General features: G+C 59.5%; 19 protein-coding genes. 18 read left to right on the top strand and 1 reads right to left on the bottom strand.

Annotation, left to right across the window (positions count from 1 at the left end):
• The first annotated feature begins 40 nt into the window (after nucleotides 1-40).
• Nucleotides 41-2,359 (top strand): 3'-5' exonuclease, encoded by a 2,319-nt coding sequence (locus L8V22_RS00795; protein WP_238800818.1) that lies wholly within the window; start codon nucleotides 41-43, stop codon nucleotides 2,357-2,359.
• 74 nt (nucleotides 2,360-2,433) lie between these two features.
• Here the strand turns inward: L8V22_RS00795 and L8V22_RS00790 are convergent, their stop codons facing one another.
• Entirely contained in the window at nucleotides 2,434-3,777 is a 1,344-nt protein-coding gene (locus L8V22_RS00790) for a TIGR01777 family oxidoreductase (RefSeq protein WP_238800819.1), read from the bottom strand.
• Nucleotides 3,778-3,919: 142 nt separating this feature from the next.
• Between L8V22_RS00790 and pyrR the strand changes: the two genes are divergently transcribed.
• From pyrR to ribD, 17 genes are all read left to right on the top strand, one after another.
• Nucleotides 3,920-4,528, top strand: a complete 609-nt coding sequence (gene pyrR / locus L8V22_RS00785; protein ID WP_238800821.1) for a bifunctional pyr operon transcriptional regulator/uracil phosphoribosyltransferase PyrR — start codon at nucleotides 3,920-3,922, stop codon at nucleotides 4,526-4,528.
• A gap of 2 nt (nucleotides 4,529-4,530) precedes the next feature.
• A complete protein-coding gene (locus L8V22_RS00780; RefSeq protein WP_238800824.1) occupies nucleotides 4,531-5,487 on the top strand; it encodes an aspartate carbamoyltransferase catalytic subunit in 957 nt (318 codons plus the stop codon).
• Nucleotides 5,488-5,521: 34 nt separating this feature from the next.
• On the top strand, nucleotides 5,522-6,859 hold the full coding sequence (locus L8V22_RS00775; RefSeq protein WP_238800827.1) for a dihydroorotase: 1,338 nt from the start codon (nucleotides 5,522-5,524) through the stop codon (nucleotides 6,857-6,859).
• A 23-nt stretch (nucleotides 6,860-6,882) separates the two neighbouring features.
• Complete coding sequence (gene carA, locus L8V22_RS00770) at nucleotides 6,883-8,064, top strand: glutamine-hydrolyzing carbamoyl-phosphate synthase small subunit (protein WP_238800960.1); 1,182 nt, start codon at nucleotides 6,883-6,885, stop codon at nucleotides 8,062-8,064.
• A 25-nt stretch (nucleotides 8,065-8,089) separates the two neighbouring features.
• Entirely contained in the window at nucleotides 8,090-11,431 is a 3,342-nt protein-coding gene (carB, locus tag L8V22_RS00765) for a carbamoyl-phosphate synthase large subunit (protein ID WP_238800829.1), read from the top strand.
• A complete protein-coding gene (pyrF, locus tag L8V22_RS00760; protein WP_238800831.1) occupies nucleotides 11,415-12,254 on the top strand; it encodes an orotidine-5'-phosphate decarboxylase in 840 nt (279 codons plus the stop codon). Before carB ends, pyrF begins: the two co-directional genes overlap by 17 nt.
• Before the next feature lie 259 nt (nucleotides 12,255-12,513).
• Nucleotides 12,514-12,834, top strand: a complete 321-nt coding sequence (gene mihF / locus L8V22_RS00755; protein ID WP_005328460.1) for an integration host factor, actinobacterial type — start codon at nucleotides 12,514-12,516, stop codon at nucleotides 12,832-12,834.
• 8 nt (nucleotides 12,835-12,842) lie between these two features.
• Nucleotides 12,843-13,412, top strand: a complete 570-nt coding sequence (gene gmk / locus L8V22_RS00750) for a guanylate kinase (protein WP_238800833.1) — start codon at nucleotides 12,843-12,845, stop codon at nucleotides 13,410-13,412.
• Between the two features lie 40 nt (nucleotides 13,413-13,452).
• A complete protein-coding gene (rpoZ, locus tag L8V22_RS00745) occupies nucleotides 13,453-13,755 on the top strand; it encodes a DNA-directed RNA polymerase subunit omega (protein WP_005324891.1) in 303 nt (100 codons plus the stop codon).
• A 126-nt stretch (nucleotides 13,756-13,881) separates the two neighbouring features.
• The gene (gene coaBC / locus L8V22_RS00740; RefSeq protein WP_238800836.1) at nucleotides 13,882-15,129 is read left to right on the top strand and encodes a bifunctional phosphopantothenoylcysteine decarboxylase/phosphopantothenate--cysteine ligase CoaBC; all 1,248 of its coding nucleotides are present in this window, start codon (nucleotides 13,882-13,884) and stop codon (nucleotides 15,127-15,129) included.
• A gap of 110 nt (nucleotides 15,130-15,239) precedes the next feature.
• A complete protein-coding gene (metK, locus tag L8V22_RS00735) occupies nucleotides 15,240-16,472 on the top strand; it encodes a methionine adenosyltransferase (RefSeq protein ID WP_238800838.1) in 1,233 nt (410 codons plus the stop codon).
• Nucleotides 16,473-16,483: 11 nt separating this feature from the next.
• Complete coding sequence (locus L8V22_RS00730; RefSeq protein ID WP_238800840.1) at nucleotides 16,484-18,526, top strand: primosomal protein N'; 2,043 nt, start codon at nucleotides 16,484-16,486, stop codon at nucleotides 18,524-18,526.
• Between the two features lie 99 nt (nucleotides 18,527-18,625).
• On the top strand, nucleotides 18,626-19,138 hold the full coding sequence (def, locus tag L8V22_RS00725; RefSeq protein WP_238800842.1) for a peptide deformylase: 513 nt from the start codon (nucleotides 18,626-18,628) through the stop codon (nucleotides 19,136-19,138).
• A gap of 76 nt (nucleotides 19,139-19,214) precedes the next feature.
• Nucleotides 19,215-20,165, top strand: coding sequence for a methionyl-tRNA formyltransferase (gene fmt, locus L8V22_RS00720; protein ID WP_238800850.1), 951 nt, complete (start codon nucleotides 19,215-19,217; stop codon nucleotides 20,163-20,165).
• Nucleotides 20,162-21,715 carry an RsmB/NOP family class I SAM-dependent RNA methyltransferase gene (locus L8V22_RS00715; RefSeq protein ID WP_238800852.1) on the top strand — a complete coding sequence of 518 codons (1,554 nt, stop codon included), beginning with the start codon at nucleotides 20,162-20,164 and terminating at the stop codon, nucleotides 21,713-21,715. Before fmt ends, L8V22_RS00715 begins: the two co-directional genes overlap by 4 nt.
• Before the next feature lie 19 nt (nucleotides 21,716-21,734).
• Nucleotides 21,735-22,403, top strand: coding sequence for a ribulose-phosphate 3-epimerase (gene rpe / locus L8V22_RS00710; RefSeq protein WP_238800854.1), 669 nt, complete (start codon nucleotides 21,735-21,737; stop codon nucleotides 22,401-22,403).
• Entirely contained in the window at nucleotides 22,403-23,425 is a 1,023-nt protein-coding gene (gene ribD, locus L8V22_RS00705) for a bifunctional diaminohydroxyphosphoribosylaminopyrimidine deaminase/5-amino-6-(5-phosphoribosylamino)uracil reductase RibD (RefSeq protein ID WP_238800856.1), read from the top strand. Before rpe ends, ribD begins: the two co-directional genes overlap by 1 nt.
• Nucleotides 23,426-23,437: the final 12 nt, after the last annotated feature.

The following is a 23,437-nucleotide window of genomic DNA, read 5'->3' as shown; positions in this document are numbered from 1 at the left end:
TTCCTCCACCCGTTTACTGACCTCCACGAAAGGACACGCGATGGCAACGAGCGTATCGTTCTACCGCACGTTTACCTACGATCCCAGCATCCGTAGCCAGGTCCTGGCGTTTTATGAGAAGCTGCTCAAGGATCCCACGAATCCTTCCCTGCACGTCGAACCCGTACAAGGCGCCGCCGATAAGCGCGTGCGTACAGCACGGGTGACGCAAAAATACCGAGCGGTGCTTTTTGAGCTGCATTCCGAGAACCTCCAGCAGTTCGTCATCATCGACATCCTCAATCACGACGATGCATATGCACTAGCGACCTCGAAGACCTTCGTGGTCAACGGCGTTTCCGGTGTGCCGCAATTGGTGGATGCGGATTCGCAGGCGGAGACGGGAGCCCTGTCGGAGGAAGAAATTCAATCGCGCGCTAAGAAGCTCGCGGCGGAGATGGTGGCAGAACAGCGCGCTAAACAAGAAGCGGAGGAAGCCTCTGCCAACGCGGAGCGCGCTGATGCTGCGGAGACTGAGGGCGCGCCGTTAGCCCCCGCGGCGGAGCAGGAGAAGGTGCGGCCGTGGGACATGGTGGACGTCGACAAGCGAGCGCTCACCGATGAGCTCGGACTATCACCGGACACGGTAGCGCTGCTCGAGACCGCCGACACCGTGGCGCAGCTGGAAGCCACGCTGGTGACTGTGGCGGCGTGGGAACTCGACGCGGTGGTGGGCCTGCTGGCAGGAATGAGCATCGAGGAGGTGCGCGAGGACCTCGGCCTGGAGCGCATCACGGTGGAGGATACTGACTCCGATAAGGCCTTGGTAGAAAGCATTACCTCGCCAGCCGCGCAGCGCGACTTTGTCACCGACCCCGGGGAGGAAGAACTCGACGCCATCCTGCAAGGCTCCTTCGCACAGTGGCGCGTGTACCTGCACCCGAGCCAGCGCCGCGCCGTAGAGGCGGAGCACTCCGGTTCCGCGCGTGTGACCGGTGGTGCGGGTACCGGCAAGACCGTGGTGGTGGTGCACCGCACGAAGCACCTGCTCAAGAAGAATCCTAAGGCCCGAGTCTTCCTCACCACCTACACACGGGAGCTCGCCACCGCGCTCAAGGCACAGATGAACGAGCTCTATCCCACCTTCCTGGAGGCCCCCGTGCATGGCGCGCCGGGGCTATGGATTAGCGGTGTCGATGCGCTGGTCTTTAGCGTGCTTAAGAACGCACAATCCACCGAGCGCGCGGCAGCGTTGAAGGATGCGTTGGGCATTGAGGCGGACTTCCTCCCCAGTGGCTTAGATGGCGTCGAGGAAAAGCGCCTATGGCAAGAAGCAGCAGAGCTCAAAGGCGGAAAGCTACCGACTGAGAAGTCCCACCCGACATTCCTCTCCCAGGAGTATTCCGCTGTGATTCTGACGCAGGGAATCAAGGATGAAAAATCCTACTTGCGTGCGCGCCGCACTGGCCGGGGTACACCACTGACCAGGGCTGAGCGCAAGGCAGTGTGGGCGATTGTGGAGTACTTCCATGACGGATGCGCCTCCATTTCCCGGCTGACCTATCCTGCCGCAGCGGCGGTGGCGGCGCACATTGTGGAACACCGTACCGGCACGGAAGGCATGTTTGATCACGTGCTTATCGACGAAGCCCAGGACTTCCATGCCGGCCACTGGAAGTTCCTACGCGCGGTGGCCAAGCGCGGCCCGAATGACATCTTCATTGCCGAAGACTCCCACCAACGCATCTACGGCCAGCGCCTCGTACTGCGCAACTATGGGATCGAAACCCGCGGGCGCGCTTCCTCGAAGCTGCGCGTGAACTATCGCACCACCGCGCAGAACTTAGGCTATGCCACCGCGATTCTGGAGGGAACCGAATGGGTGGACTCTGAAGAGGACGTGGATGAGCTCACCGGGTACCACTCAGTGCGCCAGGGGCCTGCACCTATTGTGCTGCATTCGGCGTCCAAAGCAGAGGAAGCAGCAAGGTTGGCTGAGCACATCAAGGACTGGACCCAAGGCGAAGAAGATGTTTCCATCGGCGTACTTACCCGCACCAATCAGCGTGGTGAAGAAATTGCCCGCCAATTGGGTGAGCACGACGTAGCCGTCAGTGCTGGCCGCCGCACCTCCACGGAGCGCCCAGTGGCAGTCATGACGATGCACAATGCCAAAGGCTTAGAGTTCACGCACGTCATCCTCCTCGACGTCAGCGCCGAGGCCCTCCCTCAGCGCTACCTATTTAAAGGGCTCGCCCCCGCCGAAGCCGACGAAGCGCTGCAGCGCGAGCGTGCGCTGCTTTATGTTGCGGCTTCGCGTGCGCGCGACATGCTGCTAGTCAGCGTGGTCGGGGAGGCATCAGAGTTGTTGCCGGTTTAGTGAATTACGGCTGCGTGGTCCGCCCCTAGGAACGTTTTTTCCACGGCTCCCTGCTGGGGGGCGGCTGACCGCAACTACACCAGGCTTTCGCCGCCCAATTCATGCGCCAAGGCGGCATCGATAGTGGGGTAGCGGAAGGTATGACCGAGCTGGGTGAGCACGGTGGGTGCTACGCGTTGCTCTGCCAAGGCTAACTCCTGGGCGCCCTCGCGCCCGAGCAAAAGCGCAGGACCAAAGGAAGGTACAGGCACAATAGCTGGTCGGTGGAGCTCTTTGCCCAATGCAGCAACAAAATCCTTATTGAGTACAGGATTGGGGGAGGTCGCATTAACCGGGCCGGAAAGCGAATCAACCACGATGGCGCGGAAATAGGTATCCGTGAGGTCATCGATGGCAACCCAGCTAAACCAAAAATTGCCATCGCCAAAGGGGCCACCCAGGCCCGTCGAAAAGAGCGCGCGCAAGAGGGGCAAAAGCCCGGAGTTGCCCGCCATAGCGATCCCGGTGCGGATATTGATTACGCGGGTGCCCGCTGCGCGGGCGGGTTCGCAGGCGCCCTCCCACTGGCGCACGACATTAGCGAGGAAGCCGTCGCCAGGCGCGGAGTCCTCAGTGAGAATCTCATCGCCCCGGTCAGCGCCGTAAAAACCCACGGCGGAGGCGCAGACCATGGTGTGCACGGAAGGCGTAGCCCCCGCCAGTCGGGCTAGGCTTTCGGTGGGGCCCACGCGGGAATCGAGGATAGCAGCCTTGTGCTCCTCGTTGAACCGGCCGAAGATGGGCTCGCCAGCAAGATGGACAAGGACGTCCACGCCGTCTAATAAGTGCGGATCGGGGAAGTTGGTATTCCAATGGCGTTGGCCACTGCCCGCCTTACCACGCACGAGTTGGATCACTGTATGGCCGGCGGTGCGTAGCTGCGCAGTAAGCGCCGTGCCGACACTGCCGCGCGAACCTGTCATCGCAATGGTCAATGGTTGGATATTAAGTCCCGCATCGCGCAGGCGCTTGAAGAAAGCAAAGTCTTCAATCAGCTGATGCTGACGATAAGCAAAGACTGATTTCAATGCGGCGGAAGGAACCCGCGTGTCCACCTCATCCGTTACCCGGGTACCGGCCGGATCCTCGGCAAAAGTGTGCGTATGGCGCCACTGGATCAGCTGGCGCAGCGGGGAATTGACGCACTCATCACTAAAGGAATAGCCCTCCTGGTAACGAGACAACACATGCTGGGCCTTCCACTGCAGGCCGCCCGGCAAGCGCAGAATGGAAGTGCCATTCCCCAGGTTCTTTGCCTGTTGCACTGGGGTCATAAAGGCAAACGGGGCGTTGAGCCGGGTGAGGGCACCCGGGCGGGTATGCCAGGCCCAGACATCTGTGCGCGGAGCAGGGACGACGTGCTGTGCGGAAAAACTCACCGTCGAAGTACCTTTCTGGGTTGCCGCACCCGAATGGCGGGTGGAGTGCTAAAGTATCTTGTGTCTAACACCCTAGACACTTTTGAGACCATCTACCGGCATCCTTTAAAGACCGCACCGTGAGGCGGGGAAGGAGGTCACGATGAGTGAAACTAACGCTACCGCGAAACAATTGGAGCTTTTAAGCTCCGATGATGTCTCGCGTACCGTTGCACGCATCGCGCACCAGATTATTGAAAAAACGGCGCTCGATTCCGCGGAGGCCCCGCGGGTCATTCTGCTTGGCATTCCCTCTGGTGGCGTGCCGCTAGCACAGCGTCTTGCACTTAAGATCGCAGAATTTTCCGGGGTAGAAGTCCCATGGGGCTCCCTCGATATCACCCTCTACCGCGATGATTTGCTCAATAAGCCGCATCGCGCATTGCAACCCACCACCATTCCTACCGGTGGTATCGATAACGCGATTGTCATCCTGGTTGATGATGTTTTGTATTCCGGCCGCACCATTCGCGCCGCCCTTGACGCGCTAAGCGACGTGGGCCGGCCCGACATTATCCAGCTCGCAGTCCTGGTAGACCGCGGCCACCGCGAGGTTCCCATCCGCGCAGATTACGTGGGCAAGAACCTGCCTACCGCGCGAGAAGAAGACGTCACCGTATATAATAGTGAGATTGACGGTCGAGATGCGGTCGTGCTGACCCGAGCCGCCGCCAACCTCGATGCCGCAGGCACTGAGAAGGGGGAGGCATAACCATGAAGCACCTCATCGATATGGCGGAGCTCGATAAGTCTGAAATTATCGGCCTGATGGATGAAGCAGATCGCTTCCGCGAGGCCCTCGAAGGCCGCGAAGTTAAAAAGCTTCCCACCTTGCGCGGGCGCACCATCTATACGCTCTTTTATGAAAACTCCACTCGCACCCGTTCCTCCTTTGAAACAGCCGGCAAATGGATGTCTGCAGACGTAATTAACCTGTCTGCCTCTAATTCTTCAGTGAAAAAGGGCGAGTCCCTCAAAGATACTGGCCTTACCCTGGCCGCCATTGGAGCAGACGCAATTATTATGCGTCACCCTTCTTCTGGCGCTCCGCAGCAGCTCGCTCAGTGGGTAGCCCCTGAGGGCAAGGGCCCATCCGTTATTAACGCGGGCGACGGCGCCCACCAGCACCCAACGCAGGCACTGCTTGATGCGGTAACCATGCGCCAACGACTTGGCTTGCACGGCGAGCAAGGCTTTGCTGGTCTCAAAGTAAAGATTGTGGGCGATTGCCTGCACTCGCGCGTGGTGCGCTCCAACGTGGATTTGCTCACCACGCTCGGTGCTGAGGTAACCCTTGTAGGTCCAGCTACCCTCATGCCCTTTGGGGTAGATAAGTGGCCAGTGCGCGTGTCCTATGACTTTGATGCAGAGATCGCCGAGGCCGATGTCGTGATGATGCTGCGCGTGCAGCAAGAACGAATGAATGGCGGCTTCTTCCCATCCCACCGCGAATACGCCAACCTCTTTGGCTTGTCCAAGGACCGCGCGGCGGCAATGCACAAAGACGCCATTGTCATGCACCCTGGCCCTATGCTGCGCGGCATGGAGATCAACTATGGCGTGGCTGATTTGGATAAAACCGCCGTCCTACAGCAGGTACACAACGGTGTGCACGCCCGCATGGCGGTGCTGTTTACCCTGCTGACCAATGGCGAAAACGCCGGCTTTTAATACCGCGACCCGCAATCAACCTTAGGGAGAGAAAATGACTACTTACCCGGAAACCGGTCGCCTTTCCGCGCCGGCGGAATCCCCACTCGTGATTAAGAATGTGCGCTTGTACGGTGAAGGCGAGCCCACCAATGTGCTGGTTAAAGATGGCGTTATTTCGGCCATTGGCGGTGACGTGGAGGCACAAGACGCTAAGGTCATCAATGGCGACGGCAACGTTCTTCTACCGGGGCTCGTAGATATGCACGTGCACCTGCGCGAGCCCGGCCGTGAGGACACCGAAACCATCGAGACCGGTTCGAAGGCGGCTGCCAAGGGTGGTTTTACCGCCGTATTCACCATGGCCAATACCAACCCGGTAACCGATCAGCCAATCATCGCGGAATCCGTGTGGGCGAAGTCCCAAGCACTGGCGCTGTGCGACGTCCACCCAGTGGGCTCCATTACCAAGGGCCTGGAAGGCAAGACCCTTACAGAGTTCGGCATGATGGCTCGCTCGGATGCCAAGGTGCGCATGTTCTCCGATGATGGCAAATGCGTCCAGGATCCGCAGCTGATGCGTCGTGCTTTGGAATACGCCAAGGGTATGAATGTGCTGCTGGCTCAGCACGCCGAGGACGACCGCATGACCGGCGGTGCTTCAGCGCACGAAGGCGAGACCGCAGCCAAGCTAGGCCTGCGCGGTTGGCCGCGCGTGGCGGAAGAATCCATTGTGGCCCGCGATGCACTCTTGGCGCGCGACTATGGCAATCGCGTGCACATTTGTCACGCTTCCACCCTGGGCACCGTGGAGCTGCTCAAGTGGGCCAAGGAGCAGGACATCCCGCTGACCGCTGAGGTCACCCCGCACCACCTGTTGATGACCGACGACAAGCTGCGCACCTACGATGGCCTCTTCCGTGTCAACCCGCCGTTGCGCGAGAAGCGCGATACCGAAGCCCTGCGCCAGGCGCTGCTCGACGGCACCATCGACTGCGTGGCCACTGACCATGCCCCGCACGGCTCCGAAGACAAGTGCGTGGAGTTTGAAAATGCCCGCCCAGGCATGTTGGGCCTGGAATCTTCCCTGGCCGTTATCGCCAAAATCTTCGTCGAGACCGGGCTGGCCGATTGGCGCTTTGTCGCCCGCGTCATGTCCGAGCGCCCTGCAGAAATCACCCGCCTGCCGGGGCATGGCCGTCCCATCGCAGAAGGCGAGCCAGCTAACTTGACCATTGTGGACCCAGACCACCACTGGGTTTCTGATTCCTCCAAGCTGGCATCCAAGTCCGAAAACAACCCTTATGCAGGTGAAGAGTTCGGCGCCCGCGTTACCCACACCATTTTGCGTGGCGCCGTCACTTTTGACTTGGCAGCCTCCGAAGAAGACTAACCTTGCACACTGAGACCACCTATATGGCAGAGAAAGGCCACGACGTGACTGATAGAACCCCAGCAATCCTCGTTCTCGCGGACGGGCGCACCTTCCGCGGTTATGGCTTTGGTGCCACCGGCACCACCTTGGGTGAGGCCGTATTTACCACGGCGATGACCGGCTACCAGGAAACCATGACGGACCCGTCCTACCACCGCCAGATTGTGGTTTCCGCAGCGCCGCATATTGGCAATACCGGGTGGAATGACGAGGATAATGAGTCCCACGGCAACCGTATTTGGGTTGCTGGCCTCGTTATCCGTGACCTCGCGCAGCGCGTATCCAACTGGCGCGCAGAGCGCAGCCTGAGTGAAGAGATGGAAAAGCAGGGCGTCATCGGTATTCGCGGCATCGATACCCGCACCTTGGTACGCCACCTGCGCAACTACGGCTCCATTGCCGCCGGCCTTTTCTCCGGAGCAGATGCGAAGCGCCCGGTAGAGGAGCTGCTCGAGGAAGTTAAGTCCCAGGACTCTATGGAGGGCGCCGATCTCGCCGCGGAGGTTTCTACCGACGAGCCGTACACGGTTGAGGCCGTAGGGGAGAAGAAATACACCGTCGTTGCCTTCGACATGGGTGTTAAGACCGCAACCCCGCGCTACTTCTCCCAACGCGGCATCGAAACCATCGTCGTGCCCGCAAATACCTCTTTTGACAAGGTGCAGTCCTATAACCCGGATGGCGTGTTCGTCTCCAACGGCCCGGGCGACCCAGCTACGGCCGACGAAATGGTGGGCATCATCAAGCAGGTGCTCGAAGCCAAGATCCCGTTCTTCGGCATCTGCTTTGGCAACCAGCTTCTGGGCCGCGCGCTTGGCCTGGACACCTACAAGATGAAGTTCGGCCACCGTGGCATCAACGTGCCGGTGCGCAATAACGTGACCGGCAAGATCGACATCACCTCCCAGAATCACGGCTTCGCACTCAAGGCGCCGGAGGGCTATGACCTAGACAATAAGGACGCCGAGTTCGCTACGGACTTTGGCCCCGCGCAGATTACCCACATCTGCCTCAATGACGACACGGTGGAGGGCGTTGCTTTGAAGAACGGCATGGCCTACTCGGTGCAATATCACCCCGAATCTGCAGCGGGTCCGCACGACGCCAACCCACTTTTTGATCAGTTCGAAGAACTGATGACTAACCACACCCCGAATAAGTAGACAACCAGGAAGAGGAAGAATAACTATGCCAAAGCGCAACGACATCAACCACGTCCTGGTCATCGGCTCCGGCCCGATCGTCATTGGCCAGGCCTGCGAGTTCGATTATTCCGGCACCCAGGCCTGCCGCGTGCTCAAGGAGGAAGGCCTGCGAGTAACCCTGGTCAACTCCAACCCGGCCACCATCATGACGGACCCCGAGTTCGCAGACCACACCTACGTCGAGCCCATTGAGCCGGAATACATCGAGAAGATTTTGGTCAAGGAGCGCGAAGAGGGACACCCCATCGACGCCGTGCTGGCCACCCTGGGTGGCCAGACCGCCCTGAATGCTGCAGTTCAGCTGGACCGTCAAGGAATCCTGGACAAGTACGGCATTGAGCTCATCGGTGCCGATATCGACGCCATCGAGCGTGGCGAGGACCGTCAGAAGTTCAAGGATATCGTTGCCTCCATCGGCGGCGAGTCCGCCCGCTCCGCAGTGTGCCACAACATGGATGAGGTCCACGAGACCGTCGACAAGCTCGGACTGCCCGTAGTTGTACGCCCTTCTTTCACCATGGGTGGTCTGGGCTCTGGTCTGGCCTTCAATAATGAGGACCTAGACCGCATTGCCGGCGGCGGCCTGGCCGCCTCCCCCGAGGCCAATGTCCTAATTGAGGAGTCCATCCTTGGCTGGAAGGAATACGAGCTCGAGCTCATGCGTGATGGCGATGACAATGTCGTGGTTGTTGCCTCCATCGAAAACGTTGACGCCCTTGGCGTGCACACCGGCGATTCCGTTACGGTTGCCCCAGCACTGACCCTGACTGACCGTGAGTTCCAGAAGATGCGCGACTTGGGCATCGCTATTATTCGCGAGGTCGGCGTCGATACCGGCGGCTGCAATATCCAGTTCGCAGTAAATCCGGAAGACGGTCGGATCATCGTCATCGAGATGAACCCGCGCGTGTCTCGTTCCTCCGCGTTGGCCTCCAAGGCCACCGGTTTCCCGATTGCGAAGCTGGCTGCCAAGCTCGCCATCGGCTACACCTTGGACGAAGTACAAAACGACATTACCGGCGAGACCAAAGCTGCCTTCGAGCCCACTTTGGACTACGTCATTGTCAAGGCTCCACGCTTTGCCTTTGAGAAGTTCCCGGGCGCCGATGACACCTTGACCACCACCATGAAGTCGGTGGGCGAGGCCATGGGTATCGGCCGCAATTACATCGCGGGCTTGAACAAGGTCATGCGTTCTTTGGAAAACAAGCCCAATGGCTTCTGGACCAAGCCAGATGAGTACTTCGCCGGTGAGCGCTCCACTGACCTGCAGGCCGTGCTCAAGGATCTGGAGCGCCCGACCGAAGGCCGCATGTACGACATTGAACTGGCTCTGCGCCTCGGGGCGTCGGTAGACGAGGTCCATGCGGCTTCTGGCGTTGACCCGTGGTTCATTGCTGAGCTGTCCACCTTGGTGGCCTTCCGCCAGGAGCTTATCGATGCCCCAGTGCTCACCGAGGAACTGCTGCGCGAAGCCAAGGTCTTTGGGCTTTCCGACGCCCAGATTGCCGCCCTCCGCCCCGAATTCAACGGTGAAGATGGCGTACGCAGCCTGCGTTGGCGCATGGGCATTCGCCCTGTCTACAAGACCGTTGACACCTGTGCCGGCGAGTTTGAGGCACAGACCCCATACCACTACAGCACCTATGAGCTTGATCCGGATGCCGAGACCGAGGTCCGCCCGGCACCGGAAGGCTCTAAGGGCAAGGTCATCATTTTGGGCTCTGGCCCGAACCGCATCGGTCAAGGTATCGAGTTTGACTATTCCTGCGTACACGCCGCCCTCGAGCTATCCGAGCAGGGCTATGAGACCGTGATGGTCAACTGCAACCCAGAGACCGTCTCTACCGACTATGACACCGCGGACCGTCTCTACTTCGAGCCGTTGACCTTCGAGGATGTTATGGAGGTCTACCACGCGGAGGCTGCTTCCGGTGATGTCGCGGGCGTCATCGTCCAGCTCGGCGGTCAGACTCCGCTGGGTCTTGCGGCGCGTCTGGAGGAAGCAGGAGTTCCCGTTGTTGGCACCAGCCCTGCAGCTATTGATTCCGCTGAGGACCGCGGCGAGTTCGGCAAGGTCCTCGACGAGGCAGGATTGGCGGCGCCAGAGTATGGTACTGCCACCTCCTTTGCTGAGGCGCGCGAGGTTGCCTCCTCCATCGGCTACCCAGTATTGGTCCGCCCGTCCTATGTCTTGGGTGGCCGCGGAATGGAGATCGTCTACGACGAAAGGGCGCTGGAAGACTACATCGAGCGTGCTACCGAGCTTTCCCCGGACCACCCGGTCTTGGTGGACCGCTTCCTAGACTCCGCCATCGAGATCGACGTTGACGCACTCTGCGACGGCAACGAGGTCTACCTGGGCGGTGTGATGGAGCACATCGAGGAAGCCGGCATCCACTCGGGTGACTCTTCCTGTGCTCTGCCGCCTATGACGCTGGGACCAGAGGACATTGAAAAGGTCCGCACCTCCACCCGGCTTCTAGCAGAGGGCATTGGAGTCAAGGGCCTGATGAATGTTCAGTTCGCCTTGAAGGACGATATTCTCTACGTCATCGAGGCCAACCCACGTGCTTCCCGTACGGTACCGTTCGTTTCCAAGGCAACCGGCGTTCCTCTAGCTAAGGCAGCTTCTCGCGTCATGATGGGCTCTAACATCGCAGAGCTGCGCGCCGAGGGCATGATTCCTTCCGAATATGATGGTGGTTCCCTGCCGCTGGAGCACCCGATTGCAGTCAAGGAAGCGGTCTTGCCATTTAACCGCTTCCGTCGCCCCGATGGCAGCTTGCTCGATACGCTGCTGTCGCCGGAAATGAAATCCACTGGTGAGGTCATGGGCCTGGCGACCAACTTTGGTGCGGCCTATGCCAAGGGCGAGATTGCTGCCTTTGCCGTGCCGCCTACGGAGGGCACTATCTTCGTCTCCGTCGCCAACCGCGACAAGCGCACCCTGATTTTCCCGATCCAGCGCTTGGCCCACATGGGCTACAACATCGTCGCTACCGCCGGTACGGCGCAGATGCTGCGCCGCAATGGCATCGAGTGCGAGGTTGCCGCCAAGGTCTCCGAGGCTAAAGAAGGCGAAGAGTCCATCGTGGATAAGATCTTCAACGGTGAAATCGACTGGATTCTCAACACTCCAGCGGGCTCTGCAGGTGCGCGCCACGACGGTTACGATATTCGCGCCGCGGCCGTGCACATGGAGATCCCGCTGGTGACCACCGTGCAAGGCGTAACCGCAGCAGTCCAGGGCATCGAAGCTATGCGCATTGGCAACCTGCAGGTGCGCGCGCTTCAGGAGCTTGAGCATGGCCCACAAAACTAAAGGATTCGGCGTGCTGCTTGAGGCAGCCGGCCAGGAGCGTGGTCGCCTCTGTGTGGGTATAGATCCGCATCCGTACCTTCTGGAAAAGTGGGGACTGGAGCCCACGGCTGATGGTCTGCGGACCTTCAGCATGCGCTGCGTAGAAGCCTTTAGCGATACCGCCGCCTTGGTAAAGCCGCAGGTTGCCTTCTTCGAGCGCTTTGGTTCGCAGGGCTTCGCGGTCCTCGAGGACGTCTTGACGGCCCTGCGAGAAGTGGGGTGCCTGACCGTTGCAGATGCCAAGCGCGGCGATATTGGCTCCACCATGGCCGGCTACGCAGATGCGTGGCTAGACGAGGCTTCGCCCCTGCGTGCGGACTCCGTTACCGTGTCGCCCTATTTGGGCGTCGGGGCGCTGGGGCCTGTATTTGCTAAGGCCGAGGCGACCGGCCGCGGAGTTTTGGTCCTGGCGGCTACCTCCAACCCAGAGGCGCGCGCAATCCAGGCGGTGCCAGTAGGCGAGGAGAGCACAATCGCGCAGGGCGTGGTCGATGAATGCGCTTCCTACAATGTAGCGGCACACAAGACCGGTAGTCCGGGAGATATCGGGGTAGTCGTTGGCGCTACCTTGGACAATCCCCCGCGCCTCGATGCACTCAATGGCCCGGTACTTCTGCCTGGCGTTGGTGCTCAAGGAGCTGGTCCAGAGCAGGTGCACAGTATTGTTTCTGCTCGTCCGTCCCTGGGATTTGCGAACGTGTCCCGCGCAGTGCTGGAGCAGGGCCCTGATGTAGCTGACCTGCGTAAATCGGTCGTTCGGGTAGCAGAAGAGTTCCGGGACTAAATGAGACGGCGTGGCCGATTAACGGCTGCGCCGTTTACCTGGTACTTTGTTTAAAGCATGCGCGGTGACGTGCTAAAATAGGCGTGCTTTTGGACCCGCTAATCGTCACCGTTCAATGAGCAGTGCTAGGATTGCCAGAAGTCGGTTTGTCCGAAGGTTATTGATGACTTTCCGCAGTGTATTTACTGCGTAAGGCAACCGTAATCTGGTACTAAGTACTAGACGTAACAGAATCAATCTAATGAATCGGAGGAAACCCGTGGCCCTTCCAAAGTTGACTGATGAGCAGCGCAAGGAAGCTCTCGCAAAGGCTGCTGAGGCCCGCAAGGCTCGCGCCGAGCTCAAGGCTGCACTCAAGCGTGGCGAGACCGACCTGAAGGACGTGCTCGAAAAGGCTGAGACCGATGAGATCATCGGCAAGACCAAGGTTTCTGCACTCCTCGAGGCTCTGCCGAAGGTTGGCAAGGTCAAGGCTAAGGAAATCATGGAAGACCTAGAGATCGCTCAGACCCGTCGTCTGCGCGGCTTGGGTGAGCGTCAGCGTCGTGCTCTGCTCGAGCGTTTCGGCTACGGCGAATAGTCACAACCATGGCTGACGCAACTGCACGCGGTCGCCTCGTCGTTCTGGCGGGGCCATCCGCAGTGGGAAAATCCACCGTAGTTTCGCGTCTGCGCAGTGACGTCGAGGGGCTTTATTTCAGCGTGTCTATGACCACGCGTCAGCCTCGCCCCGGGGAGCAGGACGGTGTCGACTATTTCTTCGTCACCCCAGAAACCTTCCAGCAGCGAATCGACGCCGGAGAGATGCTCGAATGGGCAGATATCCACGGTGGATTGCAGCGGTCTGGAACACCCGCCCAGCCGGTGGAGGAAGCTTTGGCCGCAGGCCGCCCGGTACTCGTAGAGGTTGATCTCGCGGGTGCTAGGAGTGTTAAGAAAGCTCTGCCGGAGGCAGACCTGGTCTTTTTGGCGCCCCCGTCATGGGAGGTACTTGTGGAGCGGCTCACCGGCCGCGGTACCGAGCCGCAAGACGTCATTGACCGTAGGTTGCAAACTGCGCATGAGGAACTAGCCGCACAGGACGAGTTCGATCACGTCGTCGTGAACGAGGATCTGGACGAGGCAGTAGCTGCCATTAGTGATATCCTGCAGGCATAGACCTTCTTTTTGACCATCTTCAATCAATGTAAAGGTGCATGTGACTAACGTGACCACCCCTTCTAACACTGAAGCCGCAAAGGCGGAGCCAGTATTTGATGATCCGATCGGTATTACTGATCCCCCGATCGATGAGCTTTTGGACAAGGTTTCCTCTAAGTACGCTTTGGTCATCTTTGCCGCTAAGCGCGCACGCCAGATCAATAGCTACTACCAAGAGCAAGATGAAGGTGTCTTCGAGTTCGTAGGCCCGCTGGTTACTCCAGAGCCAGGCGAAAAGCCTTTGTCCATCGCATTGCGCGAGATTGACGCTGGTCTGCTTGACCATGAGGAAGGCAAGTAACTAGCGCAAGCGTGTAATAGCTGCAAGGCTCCACGCGCCGTGACGGACGTGCATCCCGGTTTAGGGTGTACCTACCGTCGCGGTGGGTGGAGCCTTTCTCTATGCTGCCAGGTAGCATCGTGCGGTGTGACTGATAAAGATACTTCTCGCAATATTGTCCTGGGCGTCGCCGGCGGCATTGCTGCCTACAAAGCTTGCCACCTTGTGCGCGAACTTAAGGAAGCCGGCGATGACGTGCGCATCGTCCCCACAGAAAGCGCCTTGAACTTCGTGGGTGCTGCTACTTTTGAGGCCCTTTCTGGTCATCCAGTCTCCACCAGTGTTTTTTCGGCCGTGGACGAGGTCCAGCACGTCAATGTGGGGCAGCATGCTGATGCGGTGGTTATTGCGCCGGCAACTGCGGACCTTATCGCACGGTTGGCTGCAGGGCGGGCCGATGACCTGCTTACAGCGACCGTGTTGGTAGCCACGTGCCCAGTTATCGTTGCCCCAGCCATGCACACGGAAATGTGGCACAACCCGGCTACACAGGACAACGTCGCTACTTTGCGACGTCGCGGTATTACCGTAATCGAGCCTGCCCATGGGCGTTTGACTGGCAAAGATTCTGGACCAGGTCGCCTTCCAGAGCCGGAGCAGATCGCAGAAATCATCCGTACAGAACTAGCGGGTTACCGAGTACAACATACGTGGCAGGGAAAGAAGGTAGTCATATCAGCCGGTGGAACCCAGGAAGAACTGGATCCGGTGCGATACTTGGGCAATCGCTCTTCTGGCAGGCAGGGGTTCGCGCTTGCAGAATGGGCGGCCCAAATGGGGGCAGATGTCACCCTCGTTGCCGGTAATATTGCACAGCTTCCTGTGCCTTCTGGCGCGAAGGTGCGCCGAATTGTCTCCACGCGTGAATTGGAGGAGGCGATGCACGAGGAGGCACGCGATGCGGACGTGGTGATTATGGCCGCCGCTGTTTCTGATTACCGCCCCGCGGAGATAGCTGAATCAAAGATGAAGAAGGGACAGGCGGACGAGGCGCTGTCGACTCTTCATTTGGTGGAAAACCCGGATGTACTCAAAGGGTTGGTCGCCGCGCGCGAGCGCTCAGAGCTTCCCGCAGACTGCGTGATTGTAGGGTTTGCCGCCGAAACGGGGGATGCCCACAAGTCGGCTTTGGAATACGCCCAAGAAAAGTTTATTCGCAAAGGCTGTGATGTGCTTATGGCTAATGAGGTCGGTCGGGCAAAGACCTTTGGCCAAAAGTCGAATGAAGGATGGATTTTGCGGCCCGATTCTGAGCCTCAACGCGTGGAGCATGGCTCTAAACAGGTTGTGGCCGCACAGATCCTTTCCGCTGTGAATGAAATGTTTCACGGGTAGACAACTAAAATTGCATTTATAGACCGCTTGGTCTAGGCTTGTTGGGTATTAGGCTTGGGCGTAGAAAACCCCACAGCATTGAATCAATAGCGAGCACGAAGGAAGTTTTTGTGACTGATAACGCTGCAGTGGCAACTCGTCTTTTTACCAGCGAGTCCGTTACGGAAGGTCATCCCGATAAGATTTGTGACGCCATTTCTGACGCCATCCTTGATGCCCTGCTGGAAAAGGATCCAGCATCCCGCGTCGCTGTGGAAACATTGGTAACCACCGGCCAGGTCCACGTAGTGGGTGAGGTGCGCACCGATGCCTACGTAGAAATCCCGGCGCTAGTTCGCGATACTCTCAAGTCCATCGGCTTTACTTCGTCCGAGGTGGGCTTTGACGGCAATACCTGTGGCGTGAATATCGCCATCGGCGAGCAGTCCCAAGAAATCGGTGCTGGCGTGGATAACTCTACGGAGGCTCGTGCTCATGATGAGGATTATGACGCTGAAAACGATACCGCTGGTGCTGGTGACCAGGGGCTGATGTTCGGCTATGCCTCTAATGAAACTGCCGAGTTTATGCCCTTGCCCATTGCCTTGGCACATCGCCTGTCCCGCCGCCTGACGCAGGTGCGCAAGGAAGGCATTGTCGATCACCTGCGCCCGGATGGAAAGACTCAGGTGACCTTTGCTTATACCGACGACAACGAGCCTTCCCATCTAGATACCGTCGTTATCTCTACACAGCATGATGCCGCGGTCGATAGCGCTTGGTTGGAAGGCCCGTTGCGCAGCGAGGTCCTCGAGTGGGTTATCAAGGACGCCGGCTTAGACAAGTTCTACACCGAAGACACGACGCTGCTGGTCAACCCCTCCGGCTCCTTTATCCTTGGCGGGCCGATGGGCGATGCTGGCCTTACTGGCCGAAAGATCATCGTCGACACCTACGGTGGCATGGCTCGCCACGGCGGCGGTGCTTTCTCCGGCAAGGATCCGAGCAAGGTGGACCGCTCTGCTGCCTATGCCATGCGCTGGGTGGCTAAGAATATTGTCGCTGCTGGTTTGGCAGATCGTGCCGAAGTCCAGGTTGCCTATGCAATTGGCCGCGCTAAGCCGGTGGGCCTGTACGTGGAGACCTTCGGTACTGCCAAGGAAGGCCTTAGCGATGCGAATATCCAGGCTGCGGTAAATCAGGTATTCGACCTGCGTCCGGCCGCGATTATTCGCGAGCTCGACCTGCTGCGCCCCATCTACGCGCAGACTGCGGCCTACGGTCACTTTGGCCGCACCGACGTTGAGCTGCCGTGGGAGCAATTGAACCGAGTGGAAGCTTTGCGTGCTGCCGCCGGTCTGTAGAATCTAGGCCTATGCCTAAGAAAACACCCGCCACCCGGAAACCGGTTGCGCGGGTGTTGCCACTTTTGGGGGTCGCTCACCTGGACCGGGGCTTTGACTACCTTGTCGAAGAGGACGATTCGCAGGAAGTTCAGCCAGGTGTTAAGGTTCGCATCCGCTTTAATGGCCGCTTGGTTGATGCGATAGTGCTAGAGCGCCTGCATGATTCTGAATTTGGCGGCAACCTGCGCTTTATTGAGCGCATTATCTCACCGTTTCAGGTTTATCCGCCGCAGATTGCCCGGCTTATCGACGCCCTAGCAGACCGCTATGGGGGAGTGCGCTCGGACATTATTCGCTCCGCTATTCCGCCGCGCCACGCCAAAGCAGAGGAATCCGATTTAGAGACCCCCTGGGAGGAACTCGGCACCACGAGCGAGCCTGACCTTTCGGGATGGTCGGCCTATCAGCATGGCGAAGCCTTCGTAGATTCGATTCTAGGCGGCAAGCTCGCTCGCGCCGGCTGGCAGATCGCCCCGGGTGATGATTGGGCTCATGCGCTGGCCGCGCTCGCGGCCAAGGTAGCGCTAGGGGGAGGCGGGGTGCTCCTAGTCGCCCCAGACCAAAAGAATGTTGATGCCTTAGACTCCGCTCTTCGCCGCGTGCTTGGACCGAAGCAGATTACGGTGCTCACCAATAGTATGGGCCCGCAGGCTCGCTACCGCCGTTACCTGTCGGCGCTAGTGGGCCAGGCGCGCGTGGTAGTAGGTACTAGGTCGGCCGCCTTTGCCCCCGTCAAAGACCTACAACTGGTGGTGATCCTGGATGATGGCAACGATAACTTAGTCGATAACCTCAAGCCTTATGTTCACGCCAGGGAAGTGCTGACCACCCGCTCTGCTTTCGAAGGCTGCAGTATGGTCCTGGCAAACCATTCGCGGACGGCGGAAACGCAGCTCCTCGTAGAATCAGGTTGGGCGCATGATGTGGTGGCCAAAGAGCAAACCATCGGCGCGCGTTGCCCGGCTATTGAAGCCGTGGGGCCATACGGGCTATCGATCGGCCGCGATCTACAGGGTGGCACCACAAAAGTGCAGGCACAGGCCTTTCAGGCAGCCCACCAGGCGCTGGATAGGGGAGAACCGGTGCTGGTCCAGGTACCGCGTAAGGGATACGCTCCCATATTGGCGTGTGGCCAGTGCCGTGCACCGGCTCGTTGTCGGCATTGCAATGGGCCATTGGGGTTGCCGCCTAAGGGGACGTCGGCAAGCGAAGGCGGCGCTGAAGAGGCGGGAATGCCTACCTGTCGCTGGTGCGGCCGAATCGAAGCGCGGCATCGGTGCACAGAATGTGGTTCCCCGCGCCTGCGTGCCATCGTCTTGGGATCGGAGCGCACCGCGGAGGAATTGGGCCGTGCCTTTCCCCATACCCGGGTGGTGGTCTCGGGTGGAAACAAGGTGCTCGATGAGGTGGAGAATACTCCAGGGCTAGTCATTGCCACCCCAGGCGCCGAGCCGAAAGTAAAAGATGGTGCCTATGGTGCGGCACTGCTTTTGGACGCCGGGGCATTGCTTAACCGGCAGGATCTGCGCGCCACTGAGGATACTCTAGCGAAGTGGGCGCAAGCGGCTACGCTGGTGCAGCCGCATTTTAAAGGCGGACGGGTAATCCTGGCGGCTGATGAATCTCTCACGGTGGTCCAGCATTTCCTGCGCTGGGATATGGTGGGCGCCGCGGCAGCAGAGCTAGCTGCTCGACGCGAAGTACGCTTTCCGCCTGCGGTGCATTTCGCCGCCATTGACGGCGCGGATGCCTCTTTGGATGGCTTTGCCGAGCTTGTGGATCTGCCGGAGCATGCGGAGATCTTGGGCCCAGTTCCCCTTCCACCAGAGCATAGTTTGCCCGGCGACTATGATAGCGGGCGCTTTGGTCCACCACAGCGGTTGGTAGTCCGCACCCCGCTGGGGCCCAGAGCTCAACTGGGGCGTGCTTTGCGCAGCGCCAATGCGGCGCGCAGCGCCCGCAAGGATGACTTGCCACTTCGTATCGTAGTTGACCCCATCCATGTGGGATAGCCGTAAAAGGTAGACAATGACAATGCGCTAATCTCGACTGAGGAAACCAGCTATCGTCGGCCGGCTTGGTCTCGGTGCCATCAGAAAGGTGTGAGTGCTATGTCCCTTCGAGAGATCCGTGTCTACGGCGACCCTGTATTGAGCAGCCGCGCGGAGGAAATCAATAAATTTGATGCCGGCCTGCGGGCCTTGGCGAACGATATGCTCGAGACCATGGAAAATGCCGGGGGAGTAGGGCTAGCTGCCAATCAGGTAGGCATCCTCAAGCGAATTTTTGTCTATGACTGCTCGCATACCCAATCTGGCTTGCGTGGGGCCATAGTTAATCCGATCTGGACTCCGGTTGGGGAACAGCAGCAAATGGGACCGGAAGGTTGCCTTTCCATTCCCGGCATTAGTGCGGAAACCACCCGCTTCAACCAGGTCTTTGTCTCCGGCCAGGATATTGAGGGACGCCCTGTATCCATGGTGGCATCAGGCCTGATGGCTCGGTGTATCCAGCATGAAACGGACCACCTCGATGGGGTGCTGTTTTTGCAGCGTCTCGAGGCTGCGGTGAGAAAAGATGCTATGCGCGCCATCCGTGCAGCTGAGTGGTTTAACGCCTCTTAGCCCACTTACTGCGGCGGCAGTGCCGCGGCGTTGTAGCCTAGTAATCTGAACGACATTAAGAGGAGAGTTTCCCCGCATGCGGATCATTTTTGCCGGTACCCCTGAGCCAGCCGTTGTGGCCTTGGAAAAGCTGCTTGCCTCGTCGCACGAGGTGGTGGCGGTAATTACTCGCCCAGACGCTAAGAAGGGCCGCGGCCGCACCCTTCACCCCAGCCCGGTGAAAGCCTTAGCCCAAGAACACGGCATTGAAGTACTGACCCCAACTACCCTGCGGCCTGACTCGGAGGATGGGCAGGCACTGCGTGCCCGCCTAAGGGAGTTGAAACCGGAAGCAATTCCGGTGGTGGCCTATGGCAATCTGGTAACCAAGGACTTGCTAGAGCTTCCGCAACATGGATGGGTCAACCTGCACTTTTCCCTGCTTCCGGCCTGGCGCGGCGCGGCACCTGTGCAGGCTGCCATCGCCGCCGGTGATGATATTACCGGCGCATCGACGTTCCGCATTGAAGAAGGCCTAGATACCGGCCCAGTGCTAGGCACCGTGACGGAGGAAATCAAGAATACTGATACCGCCGATGATCTTTTAACCCGCCTTGCTTATTCTGGCGGCGATTTACTTGTCGCCACGATGGATGGCCTGGCGGCAGGCCAGCTGGAGGCACAGCCGCAGCAGGGCGAGGCGACTTATGCCCACAAAATCTCTACCGCGCAGGCTCGCGTGGAGTGGTCTCAACCTGCTTTTGCCATCGACCGGCATATTCGGGCATATACCCCAGGGCCTGGTGCATGGACTATGTGGGATGAAGCCCGTGTGAAAATTGGTCCAGTCCGCCACCCAGATGAGTCTAGCCCGGCTGCACAGGAACTGGAGCCCGGGCAGTTGCACATCGCCAAGAATGCCGTGTTCGTCGGTACTGGGACCCAGCCGGTTCAATTGGGTAAAATCCAGCCCCCGGGGAAGAAAATGATGAATGCGGCCGATTGGGCCCGCGGACTGGGCAAGGATGTCGAGGTGAAGTTCCAGTGAGTGGTGGTTTTCGTTCGCGCAGCAAATCCAGCGATAAGTCGCCAGAGGGCAAGCCGCACGACTCTCAAAAATCCGGTGGTTCGAAAGGCCGCGGTGGCCGTCCACAGCGGCAGCAGCAAAGCGGCCGTGGCAGCCACAAGAGGGGGCGTCAGGCCAATGCCCATGGTCACCGATCGGCTAAGCGCCAAGATGGCGGCCTGATTCAGGCGGCGCGAGCCGCAGGAGTGGATGCGCCGCGCGCGGTGGCCTTTGACGTGGTGCGCAGGGTAAGCGATGACGATGCCTTCGCTAACCTCATTTTGCCCAAGACACTGCGTAAGCAGAAGCTCAAAGGGCGCGACGCTGCCTTTGCCACCGAGATCACCTACGGCACGCTGCGCACCCTTGGTGTCGTAGATGCCGTTATTGCAGAGTGTTCTTCGCGTGGTCTCGAGGTGATATCGCCAGCTGTGGTTGATGCCCTGCGCTTGGGAACCTATCAAGTCCTCTATACCCGCGTGGAGCCCCATGCGGCCGTTGATACCACCGTTCGCTTGGTGGAGGCCGCCGGTGAGGTTAAGGCCAAGGGCTTTGCCAATGGCATTATGCGCACCATTACGCGGACGCCGGCCAAGGTATGGCTGGATAAGCTCGCCCCACAGGGGGAAATTGCTGGAATTGCTTTTAAACATGCCCATCCCACCTGGATTGCGGAAGCCTTTAGCCGAGTGCTGGGCCTAGGGGAGCTGGAGGCCGCCCTTGCGGCGGACTCTGACCGGCCGTCCGTACACCTAGTGGCGCGTCCCGGAGAGATTTCGGCCGAGGAATTGGCGCTTATGACCGGAAACGAGGAGGGACGCTATTCTCCTTATGCCGTGTACATGGACTCCGGAGACCCCGGCCAATTGGAACCGGTGCGCCAGGGTTTGGCGGCCGTTCAAGATGAGGGCTCGCAGCTGATTGCCCGGGCGGTATGCGAGGCGCCGCTGGAAGGCGAAGACACTGGCCGATGGTTGGATCTATGTGCTGGCCCGGGCGGAAAGGCAGCCTTGATGGGAGCGCTTGCCCGCATCGACTCCGCGCATGTTGATGCGGTGGAGGTCTCCCCGCACCGTGCGGCGCTGATTGAAAAAACGGTCAGCGATTTGCCTGTAGACGTCCATGTGGCAGATGGCCGCAATCCAGGCGTGGGTAAGGGGTTTGACCGCGTGCTTGTCGATGCCCCGTGTTCCGGACTAGGCGCGCTGCGTCGCCGGCCCGAGGCGCGCTGGCGTAAGTCTGAGTCCGATATAGCCGAGCTCAATCAACTGCAATTCGAGCTCTTGTCCTCCGCGTTGCACTTGGTGCGTCCTGGCGGTGTGGTCATTTATTCCACGTGTTCGCCAGATTTGCGCGAGACTCGTGGCATCGTGGACCGCGCGGTGCGAGAGCTCGGCGCGACGGAGCTAGACGCACACGCGCTCATTCCGGATATGGGCGATGTGGGGCACGAAAAATCCGTGCAGATGTGGCCGCACCGGCACGGTACGGATGCCATGTTCTTTGCCGCATTGCGCCGCGCCGCTGACTAATCGCGATAGACTGGTGGGCATGTCCGCACCGATTATTTCCCCTTCCATCCTGGCCGCTGATTTTTCTCGTTTGGGCGAGGAACTGACGGCAATTGATACCGCAGACTGGGTCCACGTGGACATTATGGATGGGCACTTTGTGCCCAACCTGTCCTTCGGCCCAGATATCACGGCTACGGTCCATCGGCTAACTGATAAACCATTGGACGTGCACCTCATGATTGAGGAGCCCGAGAAGTGGGTGGAGACTTATGCCAAGGCCGGCGCGCATACCATTATCTTCCACGTAGAAGCTGTTGCCGATGAGCAAGCGGCAGTGGACTTGGCTCAGAGCATCCGAGGGCTGGGTGTGCGTGCGGCCTTTTCCATTAAGCCTGGCACCGCTATTGAGCCATGGCTGGATAAGCTGCACTACTTCGATGAGGTACTCGTCATGTCCGTGGAACCTGGCTTCGGCGGGCAGAAGTTCATGCCGGAGATGTTGGAGAAAGTTCGTCTGCTGCGCCGCAGCATTGATGAGCAGAAGCTGAATACCGTCATCGAGATTGATGGCGGAATTTCCCCAGAGACCATCGAGGCGGCCGCCGCGGCTGGATGCGATGCGTTTGTCGCAGGCTCGGCCGTATTTAAGGCGGAAGATCCCACCAGCACGGTAGAGCAATTGCGCAATTTGGCGGCGGGTGTCTAGTGGGAGAGCAGTTGCAGGACAGCATCATTTCCGCAGCGCTTGCTCGCGCAATGGACGCAGGCGCTGAGGTTCGCGGAACCACGAGCCCGAACCCACCGGTGGGCGCGGTCATCGTGTCCGCGGCCGGTGAGGTAGTGGGCGTCGGCGCTACTCAGCCCGTAGGTGGCGCACATGCTGAGGTCATGGCGCTGCGCGAGGCAGGAGACAAGGCACGCGGGGCCACGGCTGTGGTCACCTTGGAGCCTTGCGCGCATACGGGCCGTACGGGTCCGTGTGCGCAGGCGCTTATCGATGCCGGCGTGGCGCACGTGTACTACCTCCACGCCGACCCCACCCCGCACGCTGCCGGCGGAGCACGGGTATTGGCGGAGGCTGGAGTGGGCGTCGGCAAGCTAGAACGGCCCCCGCACGCCGATGACGCCTTAGCGCCCTGGCTCTTTGCTGTACGCTCTCACAGGCCGCATGTCACCTTGAAATTTGCGCAGACGCTGGATGGCTTTACGGCCGCGGCCGATGGAACAAGCCAATGGATAACAGGCGAGTCAGCGCGCGACTGGGTGCACTCCGATAGAGCTCATCGCGATGCCATCGTGGTAGGCACCGGCACGGCGCTGGCTGATAATCCCTCGCTTACTGCGCGCTTTAGCGATGGGAGCCTGCGCGAGCATCAGCCGCGCCGCGTGATTATTGGCAAGCGTGATTTGGAATCGGCCGGTGATGCAGCCAGCCACCTGCGCGAGTTGGGGTACGAGCAATACGACAGTATCGAAAAAGCGTTATTTGAGCTCTATGCCAGCGGGGCCCGCGACGTCCTCGTAGAAGGTGGCGCTGGGCTCGCCAGTAGCTTTCTCAAGGCTGATTTGGTCGATGCCATTTCCGCCTATATCGCGCCACTTTTGCTAGGTGAAGGCCGCGGTGTGCTTGCCCACCCCGTGACCCAGACGCTGTCTGAGGCCACCCGTTTCCAACGCGTGCGAATGAAGGCGTTGGGTAATGATGTTCTTATTGAATACGTGCGCTAGACGCTCGGATGA

Origin of the sequence: Corynebacterium yonathiae, from assembly GCF_027570195.1 — a bacterium.
In the GTDB taxonomy this organism is placed as follows: Bacteria; Actinomycetota; Actinomycetes; order Mycobacteriales; family Mycobacteriaceae; genus Corynebacterium; species Corynebacterium yonathiae.
This window is presented reverse-complemented; position numbering and strand designations above follow the sequence as displayed.

What these genes read in the sequence shown, in the direction of transcription:
- L8V22_RS00795 (WP_238800818.1), top strand. Translation starts at nt 41, where the DNA reads ATGGCAACGAGCGTATCGTTCTACCGCACGTTTACCTACGATCCCAGC.
- pyrR (WP_238800821.1), top strand. Translation starts at nt 3,920, where the DNA reads ATGAGTGAAACTAACGCTACCGCGAAACAATTGGAGCTTTTAAGCTCC.
- L8V22_RS00780 (WP_238800824.1), top strand. Translation starts at nt 4,531, where the DNA reads ATGAAGCACCTCATCGATATGGCGGAGCTCGATAAGTCTGAAATTATC.
- L8V22_RS00775 (WP_238800827.1), top strand. Translation starts at nt 5,522, where the DNA reads ATGACTACTTACCCGGAAACCGGTCGCCTTTCCGCGCCGGCGGAATCC.
- carA (WP_238800960.1), top strand. Translation starts at nt 6,883, where the DNA reads ATGGCAGAGAAAGGCCACGACGTGACTGATAGAACCCCAGCAATCCTC.
- carB (WP_238800829.1), top strand. Translation starts at nt 8,090, where the DNA reads ATGCCAAAGCGCAACGACATCAACCACGTCCTGGTCATCGGCTCCGGC.
- pyrF (WP_238800831.1), top strand. Translation starts at nt 11,415, where the DNA reads ATGGCCCACAAAACTAAAGGATTCGGCGTGCTGCTTGAGGCAGCCGGC.
- gmk (WP_238800833.1), top strand. Translation starts at nt 12,843, where the DNA reads ATGGCTGACGCAACTGCACGCGGTCGCCTCGTCGTTCTGGCGGGGCCA.
- L8V22_RS00730 (WP_238800840.1), top strand. Translation starts at nt 16,484, where the DNA reads ATGCCTAAGAAAACACCCGCCACCCGGAAACCGGTTGCGCGGGTGTTG.
- def (WP_238800842.1), top strand. Translation starts at nt 18,626, where the DNA reads ATGTCCCTTCGAGAGATCCGTGTCTACGGCGACCCTGTATTGAGCAGC.
- fmt (WP_238800850.1), top strand. Translation starts at nt 19,215, where the DNA reads ATGCGGATCATTTTTGCCGGTACCCCTGAGCCAGCCGTTGTGGCCTTG.
- rpe (WP_238800854.1), top strand. Translation starts at nt 21,735, where the DNA reads ATGTCCGCACCGATTATTTCCCCTTCCATCCTGGCCGCTGATTTTTCT.